This is a genomic window from Blautia sp. DFI.6.71 (genome assembly GCF_020593585.1).
Taxonomy (GTDB): Bacteria; Bacillota; Clostridia; order Lachnospirales; family Lachnospiraceae; genus Blautia_A; species Blautia_A wexlerae.
On record NZ_JAJDMJ010000008.1, the window covers coordinates 37,352 to 54,535 of the forward strand.

10 protein-coding genes are annotated in these 17,184 nt (G+C 50.7%); 7 read left to right on the forward strand and 3 right to left on the reverse strand.

What is annotated here, in order from left to right:
- From LJE12_RS05590 to LJE12_RS05620, 6 genes are all read left to right on the forward strand, one after another.
- On the forward strand, positions 1–285 hold the full coding sequence (locus LJE12_RS05590; protein WP_154265436.1) for a hypothetical protein: 285 nt from the start codon (positions 1–3) through the stop codon (positions 283–285).
- Positions 286–351: 66 nt separating this feature from the next.
- A complete protein-coding gene (locus LJE12_RS21035; protein WP_331466078.1) occupies positions 352–9,882 on the forward strand; it encodes an N-6 DNA methylase in 9,531 nt (3,176 codons plus the stop codon).
- Positions 9,882–10,220: a plasmid mobilization protein gene (locus LJE12_RS05605; RefSeq protein WP_227226748.1), complete on the forward strand. Its 339-nt coding sequence runs from the start codon at positions 9,882–9,884 to the stop codon at positions 10,218–10,220. Before LJE12_RS21035 ends, LJE12_RS05605 begins: the two co-directional genes overlap by 1 nt.
- A gap of 77 nt (positions 10,221–10,297) precedes the next feature.
- Positions 10,298–10,582, forward strand: a complete 285-nt coding sequence (locus tag LJE12_RS05610) for a CD1845 family protein (protein ID WP_154265440.1) — start codon at positions 10,298–10,300, stop codon at positions 10,580–10,582.
- Positions 10,583–10,705: 123 nt separating this feature from the next.
- Entirely contained in the window at positions 10,706–11,719 is a 1,014-nt protein-coding gene (locus tag LJE12_RS05615; protein ID WP_227226747.1) for a PDDEXK nuclease domain-containing protein, read from the forward strand.
- A 91-nt stretch (positions 11,720–11,810) separates the two neighbouring features.
- A complete protein-coding gene (locus tag LJE12_RS05620; protein WP_227226746.1) occupies positions 11,811–13,232 on the forward strand; it encodes a relaxase/mobilization nuclease domain-containing protein in 1,422 nt (473 codons plus the stop codon).
- 335 nt (positions 13,233–13,567) lie between these two features.
- Here LJE12_RS05620 and LJE12_RS05625 read toward each other — a convergent pair whose 3' ends face one another.
- From LJE12_RS05625 to tnpA, 3 genes are all read right to left on the reverse strand, one after another.
- Positions 13,568–15,103, reverse strand: a complete 1,536-nt coding sequence (locus tag LJE12_RS05625) for an IS66-like element ISRob1 family transposase (protein ID WP_227226745.1) — start codon at positions 15,101–15,103, stop codon at positions 13,568–13,570.
- Between the two features lie 66 nt (positions 15,104–15,169).
- Positions 15,170–15,520 (reverse strand): IS66 family insertion sequence element accessory protein TnpB, encoded by a 351-nt coding sequence (gene tnpB, locus LJE12_RS05630; RefSeq protein ID WP_005342326.1) that lies wholly within the window; start codon positions 15,518–15,520, stop codon positions 15,170–15,172.
- A gap of 14 nt (positions 15,521–15,534) precedes the next feature.
- The gene (gene tnpA / locus LJE12_RS05635) at positions 15,535–15,933 is read right to left on the reverse strand and encodes an IS66 family insertion sequence element accessory protein TnpA (RefSeq protein ID WP_005342327.1); all 399 of its coding nucleotides are present in this window, start codon (positions 15,931–15,933) and stop codon (positions 15,535–15,537) included.
- A 211-nt stretch (positions 15,934–16,144) separates the two neighbouring features.
- On the opposite strand from tnpA, the gene LJE12_RS05640 reads away from it, so the two are divergent.
- Positions 16,145–17,170 carry a radical SAM protein gene (locus LJE12_RS05640; protein ID WP_112090124.1) on the forward strand — a complete coding sequence of 342 codons (1,026 nt, stop codon included), beginning with the start codon at positions 16,145–16,147 and terminating at the stop codon, positions 17,168–17,170.
- Positions 17,171–17,184 lie beyond the last annotated feature (14 nt).

The following is a 17,184-nucleotide window of genomic DNA, read 5'->3' on the forward strand; positions in this document are numbered from 1 at the left end:
ATGAGATTAACAAAGTATGAGCAGGAAACGATCATCCTCTTTAATGAGAGTGAATCTACTGCTGCGGTTTATACCTACAACACAGGCTTGCAGAACACGCTGAACAGCTTGTGCCAGAGCCACCCGGAGCAGGTCACGCAGACCGGCGACAATGGCTACGGCGGCCTGACATACTCACTTCCCAAGAAGTGGGTCAAGGTTGCCCCGCCCAGGGTGTTGTCTGAAGCACAGAAAAAGGTTTTGGAGGATATGAACCGGAAAAATAAAGAACGGAAACAGCAATAATCATTTATCGGCGGTCGGTGTGGTTTCGCACTGCACTGGCCGCTTTTCTTTTGAAAGGAGGTCACAATGGCAAACAGATGGTTTTTGTATATTTCCGAGCTGGCGCAGAAAGCCCAGCAGGAAGTCACAAGAACACCGGAAAACTGGCAGAAGTTTCTGACCACGGCATCCCGGTTTTATAAAAGCTATGATTTTGACGACCAGCTTTTAATCTATATCCAGCGCCCGGATGCGGTCGCCTGTGCGGACATTGAAACGTGGAATAACAAGATGCACCGCTGGGTCAACGCCGGTTCCAATGCAATCGGCTTGATCCGCAAAGGCACAGGCGGCAGGCCCTATATCCAGAACGTCCACGATGTTTCCGATACCCATAGGGTAAAAGGCGGCAAAGACCCGTGGCTTTGGAGAATGGAGGAAGCCTATCATGCCCCGGTTATGGAACGGCTGGCAAAAGTGTTTGGCATCCCGGAGGGCGGCGACCTGGGCGAGTGCCTGATGGAAGCGGCTTCAAAGGTGTCGGAGGAACATTATGGGGAATATCTCCGTGACCTGCACTATGAGGTGGAGGACAGCTTTTTAGAGGGACTGGACGACCACAACATAGAGGTCATTTTCCGTGACACCATAAAAGCCAGCGTCCAGTATGCGGTTTTAACCCGCTGCGGGCTGGACGCTTCCCTCTATATCGACGCAGACGATCTGCGGGGCATTACGAACTTTAACAACGTGGGCACCCTGGCCTGCCTGGGCACTGCCACCGCCGAAGCCAACCGCACCATTTTAATGGAGATCGGTGAGGCGGTAAAAAATATCCAACTGGAACAGGTCAGACAGGCGAAAAAAATCCTTGCCAAACAGCCGGATGTGTCCTATAATAAAGATGAACAGTTTAACACTTTAAAGCGTGAAAGGAGCGGCGAAGATGAGCGAATTGACATACACCAACCGGAACGGTTATCAGATTCCGAACATCGTGATGGACAGCAGGGAGAACGAACCGGAAACCCTGACCCGGTACGGCAGGGCGAGGGAGAAATATCTGATGGAACACCGGAAAGCGGCTTACACGGCGATGCTGCTGAAAGGAACCCTGTGGGCACATCTGACGGAGATCGACCAGGCGGCGAACCAGCAGATAGAGAGCATGATGGCGGAACTGGCGATGAGCGAGGGCGTGACGGAGGAACTGAAAGCAGCCAACCAGATGGAATGGGTACAGCGGATGAACAACATCCGGCAGAGAGCCGAGGAGATCGTGATGGCAGACCTGATTTACAGTTAAATACAGACACCCGGACGGCAGGCGGCGAGCCTGCCGTTTTATCGTCTGTGGAGATGGACGGCCCGTATTCCGATGCCAGCCCGACTTTTACACAAATGTCCCTGTTCCCCACCGTGGAGGAACAGATTGAACAGATCGCCCAGTCACAAGCGGAGGCAAGCACCCCCGCTTTTTCTGTGGGCATGGTGCCGGAGCAGGCAGTTGAGCGGATTTTGTCTGCCGGAACCAACGAGCCTGCCGGGGCGCTCCGTATTTATGCCCAGTATCAGGCTGGCGCTCCTGCGGGAGAAATGGCGGTATCTTTACGCAAAGAGTTCGGCACCGGCGGGCGTGGCTTTACCATAGGCGGCGCTCCCTATGCGGTCTGGTTTGATGAAAACGGGTTTTCTATCAACAGCGGCAAAAGCGCCCGCTATGACAAAGAGAGCCTGCGCCTGTCCTGGACGGAAGTAGAAAGCCGTATCCGCAGGCTGGTGGAAACCGGTAAATATCTTTCTGCGGAACAGGCAGGCCAGGTCAAAGGGAATGAGTTTAAAGAACTGGCGGCGCAGCTTTGGTATCTTAGGCAGGATTTTGGCGATGGGGCAAAGGAAGCCGGACTTCTCCCCACTGTGGATGGAGTCTATATGCAGAGGGGCGGTTTCCCGGAGGATACGGCTAAGTTAGAAAAGCTGCTGCAATCCCCGGAGCAGTTGGCGGCTGTTGTAAAAGAAATGGAGGGCTTCTGCGATGCTTACCAGGAGAACCGGGAAATCCTGCGGTTCCATTTTCACCGCCCCAACGCCATTTTGCACCGGCTTGAGCAGGCGCAGATCCCGGCAGAAGTCTTTCCCCTGGATGGGCAGTTCAAGGAAGAACGCCCCACTTTCATTACAGAGGACGAAATCAATGAGGTGCTTGCCCCTGGCGGCGGCTATTCGGACAGCAAGCTGGCGGCGTATGTGTTTTTCCAGAATCACACAGACCGCAAAGAAAGACAGGATTATCTGAAAGAGTCTTTTGGCACTGGCGGCAGTGGCAGCTCTATCCGTGATACCTGGCATGATGCCAAAGGCATGAAGATCAAGCGCAGCTACGGGAAGCCTTATGCGGAAACTTCTTTGAACTGGAACCAGGCCGAGCGCCATATCCATCAGCTTATGGAAAGCGGGCGGTTCCTTACCCCGGACGATAAGGCACGGTTCCCGGAATATGAGCGTTTTATCCTCTCCCGTGATGTGGATTCCTTTTTCCACTATGCAGCCAAAGAACAGCGTCCTTATCAGGTGGAGGGATTCTTTGACGGCTGGAAGCAGGTTCGCCCCATGCTTGATAATCCGGCGCAGGTGGACGGCCTGCTGTCTGTGATGAAAGACGGCTTGCAGTCCCTGACACCCAAACAGTATGGCTATGAAGTCTGCACCAGGGCGTATGACAGGCTTTCCGCTTACAAAGACGGCTCCTATTCGCTGATCCAAAGGGCGGCGGATATGCCCCAAAAGGCGGCACCGGCGAAACAGCCGAAAGCCAGCCGGGAACAAAAGCCCCTGGATGCCGCCCAGTCTGCCCTGCGGCGGTTAAAGAGCCAGAGCCTCAAAACGGCAAAAGCGGACGAACCGGAACAGCTTTCCTTTGATTTTTCGGAAAGTGCGGTGCAGACGGAACCGGAAAAACCGGATGCTCCATCCTCCCGTGAGAAAATCATTTTACAGGCACAGGAACTGTTGGATAAACAAGGGCTTGTGGTTTCTGAAGAATATTTGAATGACGCTTTTGAGGAATTGGGAAGTGAAACCCCGAAGCCGGAGGAACTGGCAGACCACACCCGGTCTATGCTGGAGCGTGACGAAGCGGAGGCCGCCCTGGAGCCGGAACCGGCAAAGCGCACTGTCCGGGATATTTATGAGCAATTCCAGCCCGTGGTCTTAGCCCAGATCTTACAGGATAACGCCTTTGCCAACGCCCTGGAAAATTCCGATGAGGAAAATATCAAAATCGAGTGCGACGCCGCTATCAGGCGGGCGGTGCTTGCCGTGGACGATGTGGAACTGACCAAAGCCTATTTTGATGTGTCCGCTTTCCATAACCGTCTGCACAAGGAAGTGCTTGCCCAGGCAACGGAACAGGCAGCCCTTACCCCGAAACAGCTTTATGAAGCGGCGCTGCCGGAACTGATCGGATTGATCGAACAGAGTGAGATCTATCCTTTCCTGCGTGACCGGGATACAGATGTGCTGGATGCCCAGGAAGAACTTTCAGCAAAACTGGACGAACTGCTGTCCGGTCTGAAAGACAGCCGTCCCGCCCTTTATGAAGCCTACACCACGCTGCCGGATTTCAGGGAATACTTAATCGACGATATTTTAGAGCGTACTTATCAGGATATGGTAACGGATCGCCGTACCAGCGTGGAACAGCACGAAAATGACTCCGATGCTCCTGCGTGGGTAACGGGAAAGACAGAACCGGAAGAACCGGCTGAAACGTCTGGCTCTACAAACCTTTTACCCCATGTGGATGCCTACAACGCCTTAAAAGAAAAGCACCCGAAAGAATTGGTCGGTATCCAAAACGGCGGGTATTGCCTGTTTTACGGTGAAGATGCCCGGACTGCCTTTGAAGCGGTGCCGGTATCCTGGCTTCTGCCGGTTGATCTGCCGGGAATAGGCGAAGTGACCGTGGCAGGTATCCGGGAGGGCTGGCAGGAAGCCGCTGACCGGTTACAGACGGCGGGCCTGCCTGCGATGTTCTTCCAGGATAACGGCGAAACTTATACCGCCCTGGGGCGCACACTGACCTTAAAGGAAGCCGGACAGGAAAGTACCCTGCCCCAGCCGGAACGTACTGACAGGGAAACCCGTGCGGGCGCACCGTCAGAGGAAGAAAGCCCCCAGCCGGAGCCGAACCTTACGCCGCTGACCGAAGAATACTTAAAGATCAAAGCAGAATACCCCGGCCATATGGCAGGTGTCCGAGTGGATGATCTGTACCTGTTCTATGGCAAGGATGCGGAAACTGCCGCCAAAGCCCTGGGGAGCAAGATCGTTACCAGAGAAATACCGGGACTTGGAGAAACTGCCGTCACCGGCTCTGCCGCAAGCTGGCAGGCATTGGGGGAAAAGCTGCTCCAGCACGGAAACAGCGCCCTGTTTGCCCACCCGGAGGGAGAAACCTACGAAGTCCAGAAAGTCTTGGAGATTGCAGACTATATCCCCATTGGGATGCAGGTCACAGACGAGGGACGCACTTTTACCATTGACAGCGTGGACTATGATTTTGGTTCGGTCAGCCTGCGGGATGATACCTTTGCGGCCGGAACCGGATTCCCGGTTTTCAGGAATGAGCCGGTGTCTTACGTCCGGGAACTGGTCAAAGACGCTCGGGACAAGGAACTGGAAGAACTGGCTGCATCCGGCGCTCCGCTGTCGGAGCCGTCCGAACCGGCAGCACCTGTGCAGCCCCAACCGCCTAAAGCAGAAAATTACCGCATTACTGCTCCCGATCTGGGAGTGGGCGGCCCGAAAGCAAAGTATCAGGCGAATGTGGCTGCTATCCGGCTGTTAAAGGAACTGGAAGCCGATGGCCGAAACGCCACGCCGGAGGAACAGGAAACCCTGTCCCGTTATGTGGGCTGGGGCGGCATTCCCCAGGCGTTTGACGGTTCCGATGAAAAGTGGAAAACAGAATATGCCGAACTGAAAGGGCTTTTAACACCGGCTGAATATGAAGCCGCCAGAGGTTCGACCCTAAACGCCCATTACACCGCACCGGTCATCATTGAAAGCATTTATCATGCCGTGGAGCAGATGGGCTTAGAACCAAAAACCATGCTGGAGCCTGCGATGGGCACCGGCAATTTTTTTGGCATGGTGCCGGATTCCATGAAAGATACTGCCCTTTACGGCGTGGAACTGGATTCCATCACGGGCAGGATCGCCAAGCAGCTTTATCCCCAGGCGCATATCACAGTGGACGGGTTCGAGCGTGTCAACTTTGCCGATAACCGGTTTGATTTGGCGGTGGGCAACGTGCCCTTTGGCAACTACCAGATAGCCGACGCCCGGTATGATAAGCAGCACTTTTTCATCCACGATTATTTCTTTGGAAAGACGTTGGATAAAGTGCGCCCAGGCGGTATCGTGGCATTTATCACATCAAAAGGCACACTGGATAAGCCGAACACCGCCGTCCGGGAATACCTGGCAGAGAGAGCCGACCTTTTGGGCGCTGTCCGCCTGCCGGACAATGCGTTTAAAAATGCCGGTACGGAAGTGACCAGCGACATCATCTTTTTGCAGAAGCGGGCCGCACCGCCGGAACAGATGCCGGACTGGGTAGATGTTTCCCAGACCGCTGACGGTATTCCCGTCAACAAATATTTTGAACAGCACCCGGAAATGGTTCTGGGTTCTATGGTATGGGAAAGCGGCCCCTACGGGCAGGAAACTGCCTGCAAGCCGCTGCCGGATGCCGACTTAAAAGAACAGCTTGCCGCTGCGGTGGCAAATTTAAGCGCACCGGACAAAGCCCTGCTGATGCAGGAAGCGGCGGCACCGGAGCAGGATGCCGAAACCCTGGACGCCCCTGCCGAAGTCCGCAATTTCAGTTACACCGAAGCAAACGGAAAACTTTACTACAAGGAAGATGGCGGGCTGATTCCGGTCGAAGTCCCGGCTGCCACGGAGGAGCGCATCCGGGGCATGATCGCCCTGCGGGACATTACCCGGAACTTAATTGAAACCCAGCTAAACGGCGGTTCCGATGCGCAGATTGCACAGCTTCAGGCACGGCTGAACTCGGCTTATGACAGCTTCACCGCAAAATGGGGGCTTCTCAACAGCACCGGAAACAAGCGTGCGTTTGAGCAGGACAGCTCCTACTGCCTGTTATGTTCCCTGGAAGTACTGGACGAGGACAGGAACCTGGAGCGCAAAGCGGATATGTTCTCCAAGCGCACCATCAACCAGGAAAAGCGCATTGACCATGTGGATACCCCGGTGGAAGCCCTGGCGGTGTCCATTGGGGAGCGGGCCGGGGTTGACCTTTCCTTTATGGCGGAGATATTAGACCGTCCCGGTGAGGAACTGGAGATTGCCAAGGAACTCTCCGGCGTGATCTTTAAGAACCCGGAAAAAGGGCTGGATCATCCGCTGGAGGGCTGGGAAAACGCTGACGAGTACCTTTCCGGCAACGTGCGGAAGAAGCTGGCGGCTGCCAGGGCTGCGGCGGAACATGACCCGGCGTATGCGGTCAACGTATCTGCGCTGGAGCAGTCACAGCCCAAAGACCTCTCTGCGGCTGAGATTGATGTGCGGATCGGCGCAACCTGGATTGACCCGAAGTATTACACCCAGTTTACCTATGAACTTTTAAAGACCCCCGGCTATCTCAGGGGCGATACCATTGCCGCACGGTATTCCGCCGCTACCGGCGAGTGGAACATCAGCGGCAAGACCCGTGACAGTACGAACAATACCCTTGCCTATGTGACTTACGGAACCAAGCGCAAGAACGCCTATGCTATCATTGAGGACAGCCTGAATCTGCGGGACTGCCGGGTGTATGACACCATCCACGATGCAGACGGCACGGAAAAGCGTGTCCTCAACACGAAAGAAACCATGCTGGCCCAGCAGAAACAGGAAATGGTGCGGGAAGCCTTTAAATCCTGGATATGGAAAGACCCGGAGCGCCGGGAAGTGCTGTGCCAGAAATACAATGAGATCTTCAACAGCATTAAACCCCGTGAATATGACGGCAGCCATATCCGCTTTACCGGTATGACACCGGAAATCAAGCTGCGCTCTCACCAGCAGAATGCCGTTGCCCGGATGCTTTACGGCGGGAACAGCCTGCTTGCCCACTGTGTGGGCGCTGGCAAGACCTTTGAAATTATTGCGGCGGCTATGGAGGGCAAACGGCTGGGCTTATGCCGGAAAAACCTTGTAGTGGTTCCTAACCATCTGACGGAACAATGGGGCGCAGATTTTCTGCGGCTCTATCCCGGTGCCAAAGTGCTGGTTGCCACAAAGAAAGACTTTGAACCCCAGAACCGGAAGAAATTTTGCTCCCGGATTGCTACCGGCGATTATGATGCGGTGGTGATCGGGCATTCCCAGTTTGAGAAAATCCCCCTCTCCCCGGAGCGGCAGAAGGCAATCCTGCGGGAGCAGATCGACCAGGTGATTGACGGCATTGAGGAAGCCAAAGCCCAGAACGGTGAACGCTACACCATCAAACAGCTTGAAAAATCCCGGAAATCCTTGCAGGCAAAACTGGAAAAGCTAAATGACCAGAGCCGCAAGGATGATGTGGTCACTTTTGAGGAACTGGGCGTGGATAAGCTGTTTGTGGATGAGGCACACGGATTTAAAAATCTTTTCCTCACAACAAAAATGCGGAATGTTGCCGGTATCGGGCAGTCCGAAGCCCAGAAATCCAGTGATATGTTTGCCAAGTGCCGGTATCTGGACGATCTGACCGGAGGGAAAGGCGTGGTGTTTGCCACCGGAACCCCGGTCAGCAACAGCATGGTGGAACTTTACACCATGATGCGCTACCTGCAATATGACCTGTTAAAAGAAACCGGCCTTGACCATTTTGATAGCTGGGCGGCAGCATTTGGCGAAACGGTCACGGCGCTGGAGCTGGCACCGGAGGGCGGCGGTTTCCGCGCCAAGACCCGGTTTGCCAAGTTTTTCAACCTGCCGGAACTGATGGCCATGTGGAAAGAGGCGGCGGACATCCAGACTGCTGAAATGTTAAAGCTGCCGGTTCCGGCATCGGAAAATATCACGGTAGTCACAAAGCCCAGCGAGTTTCAAAAAGAGCTGGTTGCCGAACTGGGGGAACGTGCGGAGGATGTGAGAAACCGCTTAGTGGAACCCAGGGAGGACAATATGCTCAAGATTACGTCGGACGGCAGGAAGCTGGCGCTGGATCAGCGTCTGGCATATCCCGAACTGCCTGACGACCCGGAAAGCAAAGTCAATGCCTGTGTGGGGAATGTGCTGCAAGTCTGGCGGGATACGGAACCCCAGAAAGGTGCCCAGCTTGTTTTCTGTGACCTCTCCACGCCCCACGGGGACGGCTCCTTTAATGTGTACGATGACATCAAACAGAAGCTGATGGCGCAGGGCGTTCCGCCGGAACAGATCGCCTTTATCCATGACGCAAAGACTGACGTTCAGAAAGCGGAACTGTTTTCTAAAGTGCGGAAAGGCCAGGTGCGTGTCCTTTTAGGCTCCACCTCCAAGATGGGGGCTGGCACAAACGTCCAGACACGGCTTGCGGCGCTCCACCATTTGGACTGCCCGTGGCGGCCTGCGGACATCGAACAGCGTGAGGGGCGCATTCTGCGCCAGGGCAACCAGTTTAAGAGTGTCAAAATCTTTAAGTATGTGACAGAGGGAACCTTTGACGCTTATAACTGGGGGCTGATCGAGAACAAGCAGAAATTCATCGGCCAGCTTATGAGCGGCAAGAACCCGTCCCGCTCCTGTGAGGATGTGGACGAAGCTGCCCTTTCCTATGCGGAAGTCAAGGCGCTGGCATCCGGAGACCCCAGGATTATGGAAAAGACCGAACTGGATGGGCAGGTCACGAAGCTAAAGCTGTTAAAAGCCAACCATGAAAGCCAGCGGTACGCCCTGGAGGATAACCTGATTAAGTTCTATCCCCAGGCAATCAAACGGGAACAGGAAACGATTGCTGACCTGGAAACGGACATCCGGCACCTGGAAGCCCATACGCCGCCGGATAAGGAGCATTTTTCCATGACGGTCATGGGCACTACTTACACCGAAAAGAAAGAAGCAGGCCAAGCGATCATCGCTGCGTTTGAAAGCCTGAAAGATTTGAGCGACAAGGTGGAACTGGGCGAATATCGTGGGTTCCCCATGACGTTATGGGTATCCGACAGCGGACTGTCCCCGAAGCTTCAGATTACTTTGAAGCATACCCGCTCCCATACTTTTGAACCGGGCAGCGACCCCTTTGGCAACATCACCCGTATGGACAATGTGCTGGAGGGAATGCGGGATAACCTGGAACAGCATCAGACGGTTCTTGGAAACCTACTCCAGCAGATGGAGGACGCCAAGGTTGAGGTCAAGCGCCCATTCCCCCAGGAAGCGGAGCTTGCGGAAAAATCGGAGCGTCTGGCTGCCCTAAATGTGGCGTTAAACATCGGCGGCAAAGACAAACCAAACAGCCGGGAACGGCAAAAGCATGACGGCAAGACTTCCATCAAGCGGCTCCTGCGACGCATGGGTGTGGAGTCCGCCGCCAGTGCAGCACCAAAGAAAGATAAAGAGATGGAGGTGGCAATCTAATGAATCCACGCAGCGGACGCACCATTCCCTTGTACTTCAAGGTATCGTCCGAAGAAAAAGAGATCATTGACAAAAAGATGGAACTGCTCGGCACGCACAACCAGAGGGCGTACCTCAGAAAAATGGCGGTGGACGGCTACGTTGTCCGGGTAGATATGACAGACGTTAAGGAACTGGCCGCCCTGCTGCGCACCTGCTCCAACAATTTGAACCAGATCGCAAGGCGTGTGAACAGCACCGGCAATCTGTATGAGGAGGACATCGCAGATTTAAAAACCAGATACGGAGAACTGTGGGGAGCGTTCAGCTCCCTGCTCTCCAAGTTTGAGGACTTGTGACAGGTTTTACTTGACTTTATGACTTTAAAGCGATATGGTGAGCTTGCAACGAGAATTGATTCAAGGAGGTATCCGGTATGATTAGATTTTTAATAAAGCTGGCGTTGTTCCCTGTAACCTTGATCTTGACCCTGCTGGTAGCTTTTGCACGGTTTTTCTGTCTGTTTTCCGGCATGGTTTTGAATGTGATTGCCGGAGCCTTGTTTCTGTTCGGAGTCCTGATGCTGTTCATCGGAGAATGGCATGGCTTTCTCGGCTTTGCGGTTTTGGCCTGGGCGATAAGCCCCTATGGGCTGCCGGGGGCGGTTGTCTGGCTAACAGAACGAGTGGACGATATAAACAGTATGCTAAAGGCAATTTAACAGTATAACCCCTACCGGGCACGGCAGTATTTTCAAGCTGCCGTGCCCGGATTTTAGCTGTACAAGAATCCTTTTTACAGATATAATAATAAGACGGTTATGATTTTTAAGGAGGTTCACAAAATGAATGAGTTGGAACCCGTTTACGTTGACGATTTTGAAAAAATCAGGCAGATTATTGAGCAGGCAAGACAAGAAGCTGCTTATAAGGTAAATGAAACCATCATCAGTCTATATTGGAACATCGGAAAATTCGTTTCGGAGAAAGCACAGCAAGATGGATGGGGACGTTCTACTGTAAAGCAATTATCCCAGTATATTCTATCTAAGGAACCCGGCATTCGGGGATATTCGGCACAGAATATCTGGCGCATGAAACAGTTTTTTGAAACTTATCAGGATAAGCCAGAACTCTCAACACTGTTGAGAGCAAATACATGGTCGAACAATCTTCACATTATGTCAAAAACCAAGACAGATGAAGAAAGGGCATTTTATCTAAAGCTGGCTTCTAAGGAGAAATATAAGGCAAGGGAACTGGAGCGCCAGATTGACAGCGGTTACTATGAGAGGCTTCTTCTGTCTGATGGGAAAGCGCCGTCAGGAATTGACCATACGGAAAATACAGGCATGATTCGTGATTTGTATATGTTGGAATTTTTGAATTTGCCGGAGCCGTATAAAGAATTTGATTTGAAGCAGGCCATTTTAAAGAACATGAAGCAATTTCTTTTGGAATTTGGCCGTGATTTCATCTTCATGGGTGAAGAATACCATTTGCAGGTTGGGAAAAATGATTACTTTGTGGATCTTCTCTTTTACCACCGGGAATTGCAGTGTCTGGTTGCCATTGACTTAAAGATTGACGATTTCAAACCAGAATATTTGGGTAAAATGGAATTTTATCTGGAAGCATTAGACCGTGATATAAGGAAACCCCATGAGAATCCAAGTGTCGGCATTATTCTTTGCAAAAGTAAAGATGAAGATGTAGTGGAATATGCGTTGAGCCGTAATATGAGTTCCACCATGATTTCTGAATACCGCACCAAATTAATCAGCAAAGAAATTTTGCAGAAAAAACTGGAAGAATTATATGATGCGGCGGACGAAAGACAAAACTCTCAACAGTGTTGAGAGAATTTCAAAACTAAAAATTTAAATAACAGCCGCAGATCACAAAATATGGTCTGCGGCTGTTATGATTTTACAGGAAAGGAGCCGCTGTATGGCGATCTCAAAACTCAAACCCCGCCATGCCAGCGAGGGGCGCAGCATTGCCGCTGTGTTAAAAGACCGGCTGGACTATGACAAGAATCCAGAGAAAACAGACGGCGGCTTACTGGTCACTGGCTATCAGTGTTCCCCGGATACGGCATGGCAGGAATTTGCGGTATCCAAGCAGATTTATACCGCTACAACCGGGCGCAAACGTGCCCCGGATCAGGATGTGATTTCTTATCTGATTATCCAGTCCTTTGAGCCGGGAACCATCACGCCGGAGGATGCCAATAAGCTGGGATATAAATTGGCTTTGGAGTTTACTGGTGGAGAACATCAATTTATTGTGGCGACCCATGTGGATAAGAAGCATATCCATAATCACATCGAATTTAACAGCACCGCTCTGGACTGCTCCCACAAGTTCAACAATGTGAAAAACAGCTTTCTCCCTCTGCGGAAAGCCAATGACCGGATATGCCAGGAATTTGGTCTGAACATCATTGAAGAACCCCAGGAAAAAGGCAAGCACTATGCGGAGTGGGCGGCAGAGAAAACCGGCACGAGTTGGAAAAATCTCTTGCGGAAAAATATTGACCGGATACTGCCTGCGGTTAAGACTTTTGATGAATTTCTGGAAGCTATGCGGCAGGAGGGCTATGAGGTCATCCAGAGTAAAAAGATTTTGAAATTTCGTGCCCAGGGACAGGAGCGTTTTACCCGCTCCCGGACACTGGGAGCCGATTACACGCTGGAAGCCCTGCAAGAGCGCATTGGAAAGACCCAGTTACCCCGCCGTAAAAAGAAAGTCAATCTGGAAAAGGATACCCGTATCAATCTGCTTATGGACATTCAGGCCCGCCTGCAAGGGCGTGGCCCTGGCATGGAGCGGTGGATGAAGATTCACAATCTGAAAGAGGCCGCAAAGACCCTCAACTACCTTACAGAGCATGGTATCACGGAGTATGATGTTCTGGCAGCCAGAGTGGAAACGGCTACGGCAGATTTTGAAGCGGTTTCTACCTCTATCAAGCAGATGGAACATCGTATGGAACAGATCGCAGCCTTAAAGACGCATATCATCAATTATGCCAAGACCCGGAATACCTATCTGGCTTACCGGAAAACCAAAGCGGCGGATAAACCGGCGTTTAGGGCAGCCCATGAAACAGATCTGCTTTTGCATGAAGCGGCGAAGCGGGCATTTGATGCCCAGGGTGTGAAGAAGCTGCCGACGGTCAAGGTGCTGCAAGCGGAGTACACCGACCTGCTGGCAAAGAAAAAAGCAGCCTATGAGGATTTCAAGCGGCTGCGGCAGGAAAATCAGGAATTGCAGGCGGTCAAGTCAAATGTGGACAGCCTGCTTCAGATTAAGCAGGAAGAAAAGAAAGAACAGGAACAAGAGAAAAAACAGGAGCAAGACCGCTAAGGTATTAGGGAAACCGGAAGCCGTGGCATAGTGCCCAGCTTCCGGTTTTTTCTTTTATAAGCGAAGCGTAGCCACCACAATTATGTGGTGTTCGGTCAGAGTTGCGCCAGCACTCTGTCGGGGGCTTGGGGAACTCCCCAACAAGCGGAAAGGGATAAACTTCTGCCAGCCGCCCCATAAGGGGTGGAGGGCAAAAGGATATCCCTTTCCATTGCTTGCAAAATCTTTCGTTATTTGCTCCCGTGTACCGCATCTTGCTACTTTCCAAAGTAAGCGTCAAATAAAACAGTGTATAGAAAAATAACCGTCAGCCTTTTATACTAAAAGGTCAACGGTTATCGACAGAATTCTTTTACAAGAGGATTCCAAGGCAGATAATCATCCAGATATTCAGGATGTTCAAGAAAAGCACTCCCCGGCATGTCGGACAGGATATATTTTATATATTTCATCGGGGCAAGCCCATTCGCTTTCGCTGTCTCTACCAGTGTATAGATTCCTGCACTGGCTTCCGCCCCTTTCGGACTGCCAGAGAACAGCCAGTTCTTTCTGCCGATCACAAAGGGACGGATACAGTTTTCCGCAAGCGAATTACTGATGGAACAATTCCCGTCTTCCAGATAATTCCAAAAACCTTCACGGTTATTTAAGGCGTAATGAAAAGCTTTTGAAAGTTTGGATTTCGGCAGCTCTCCGATGGCACTTTTTTCTGCCCATGACCAAAAAGCCTCGAGAAGCGGTTTCTCGCGGATAAGACGTTCTTTTTTCTTCTGATCAGGAGGGAGCGCCTCCAACTCTGACTCTATGTTAAAGAGTTGATTCAGACGGAGGATTGCTTCCGCAGGTTTTGATGCTTCCGAATTATGGATGTCTTTTGGGAGCGCATCCACGAAAGCCCGGCGCAGATGCGTATAGCAAAGACATCTTTTTACTCCTGAAACTGCATTGTATCCGGAGTAAGCGTCTGTATGGATATAACCTTCATATTCCCTCAGAAACGCTTCCGGATATTTCCCGCTTCGTCCCGGCTGGTACTCGAAGTAGCGGATGGGATTTATAGCATCTCTGATGCTACAGTAAACCCACATATAGGAATCGGACGTATTTTTCCGTCCCGGTTCTTTCAGCACCTGTACATGTGTTTCATCGATATGAAGGTATCTCTGTTTCAGAAGTTCCAGCTTCAGACGGTGGACGATGTGTACAAGCCAGTCCCGATAGACAACCAGAAGCCAGTTTGACATAGTCGCTCTGCTTAAACGTAATCCCAAAGCCTCCCATTCTTTTTCCTGTCTGTACAGCGGGATGCTTAATTCAAACTTCTGGTGGATGAGCCAGGTGATGGTAGATGCAGATGCCAGAGAATGCAGGACGGGAGGATATGGCACCGGAGCCTTCTCCATATAAGGAGTTCCGTTTTTCCGGCACGACCTGCATTCATACGTTTCCCGGTAATGGTCAATCACCTTGAGTTTTGCAGGGATAAACTGTACTTCCGTGCGGACGAATTCTTCCCCTACTTTCACCATCGTACTCCCGCAGTTATCGCATATCTGTTCCCTTTCATCTATGGTATGGAGTACTTTGCTGTGATGGAGATTTTTTACCAGTTCTTCCCGCTGACCGGTGTACTTCCTTTTACGTAGGTGCTTCTCTATCTCAACAAGCTCCGGTTCGTGTGCATCAGGATCCGCACAGGTTTCGATTTCATTAAAAAGAGACATCTGCCCCTCGATTTCGAGAGTAGATGTCTTCTCGGATTTTGTTCCATAAAGTTTACGGGTCAGGAAATCAACCTGCTCTTTTAGGAGCCGGACCTGCTGTTCCAGTTCTTTGATATGATTTTTATACTCCTGTTCCGTAGCTGACATAACCTGAAAACCCTTTCGCTTCGATAGGATTATTATACCATAGAATCGTCAGATTTCCCAGCATTTCTAAGGATTTTCAGTATTTTCAGACTTATGCGGGAGCCATTTCTGAACCGCCTTTGGCTGCTCCGGGTTCAAACCTTCCAGAAGCCAGCGCAACTGCTGATCAGAAATCTGTTTTGCTTCTTTGCCGGTCCGCGGCCATTGGAGACGTCCGTTTTCGTACCGTTTGTATAAAAGGCAGAAACCGTCTCCTTCGTAATGGACTGCTTTGATCCGGTCAGCCCTCTTTCCACAGAACAGGAATAAGGAATTGCTGTAAGGATCCAGTTTGAAGTTGTACTGGATGATATCCAGCAAGCCATTGAGCTGCTTCCTCATATCGGTGTAGCCGCATCGGATATAGATTTTCTCCACATGGGAAAGCTCTCCTAACATGACTGCACGGCTTTCAGAATGTTTTCCAGCATCTGGGCAGATGTGTCTTCATAAAGTTCCACTGTTATGGATCCGATATGAAGTATGGCTGCAGGAGTGGAACGGGAAATGTTTCTGTCCGGAAGTGAAAGCTCCGCAAACTCAGCCGGGGATTCCGTTAAAGCAGTTGACTGTTGGTCTGTACACATGTGGATGCCGTTTTTCTTGCGGGGCAGTTCTTCCAGGGCAAGCTTTCGAATTTTGGAAAGCCAGTAATAATAACTTTTCAAAGAGATATCGTGTTGTTCACACCAGATCTGATTTGTCAGTCCGGAGGCCCTGCATTGCCGTATTACATCCAGCCAGTATTGAAGTTTCACCTGTTTGTCTGGAGTCAAAGAAGAAAGATTCATAAGCCTGCTCCTTAGATTAGATTTAGAGTTTTTAGAGTCAACTCCCAAAACTCTAATCAATAGTTTACATGCAACAGCCAGAAATTTCGATACACCCTCTTATTGGACGCTTACTTTCCAAAAGGATAGTGCCTTTCAAAAAAGTACATTCTTGTTTAGATTTGTCCGGGATGATACCCTAAACATGAATACATAGAAAGGACATATACTCATGAAAGATATAGAAATTGGGCCTATTCGCCCGCCCTCTGAGAGTAATAGCCTACTGATACGAGTTACAAGAGGATGTCATTGGAATAAGTGCTATTTCTGTGGGCTTTATAAATCCATGCAGTTTTCCATGCGTCCCATCGACGAAACCATAGAGGACATTAGACAGCAAGCCCAGTTTTATCAGGGCAAGAAAATCAATTCCTGTTTCTTGCAGGACGGGGATGCTCTGGTGTTGAAAACAGATTATTTGCTTCGCATATTGGACGCAATCAATCAGTATTTCCCCGACATTCAATACATCACTTCCTATGCCCGTGCGGATAGTATCACTCGGAAAACTCCAGCAGAGTTAAAGATACTCCGGCAAGCTGGACTAAATCATCTCTACTGCGGAATGGAAACCGGTTCAGCTCAGATATTGAGACTAATAAATAAAGGATTCGATTCAGATACGGTTGTACGAAGTGGCTGCATGGCAAAAGACGCTGACATGATTTTGTCAGAGTTTATATTGCTTGGGATCGGCGGTAAAGAGTTATCGGAAGAAAATGCGATCCAGACGGCAAAAGCATTGAACGTGATCCAGCCTGATTTTATCCGTGTCCATGCTACGGGTATTAAACCGGAATCCAAGCTGGGGGAGTTCGTCCGTGATGGCTCTTTCACCTTGCAATCAGAAGAAGAAATTGTAATAGAGCAAAAGATGTTTTTGCAGCAGTTACAAGCGATGGACAGCTACTATGTAAATGAACACATCATCAATCTTCTTCTGGAAGTCCGGGGCAATTTGCGGACAGAGAAACAGGAAATGCTATCGGCGATTGATCGGTTTTTGTCTTTATCCCCGGATGAAAAACTTCTTTTTACGATTGGCAGGCGGCTCAACATTTTCTTTCTGCTGGATGATCTGAAAAAGCCGGAGCTGCATAAAAAGGCGGAAGAAAGCTTGAAAAATATTTTGGGTAAAAGTCCAGATGTTGACTTTGTTGCGCTGTGTAATTATATTAGGCAATCCCAAATTTGATTTCTCAATTTTCT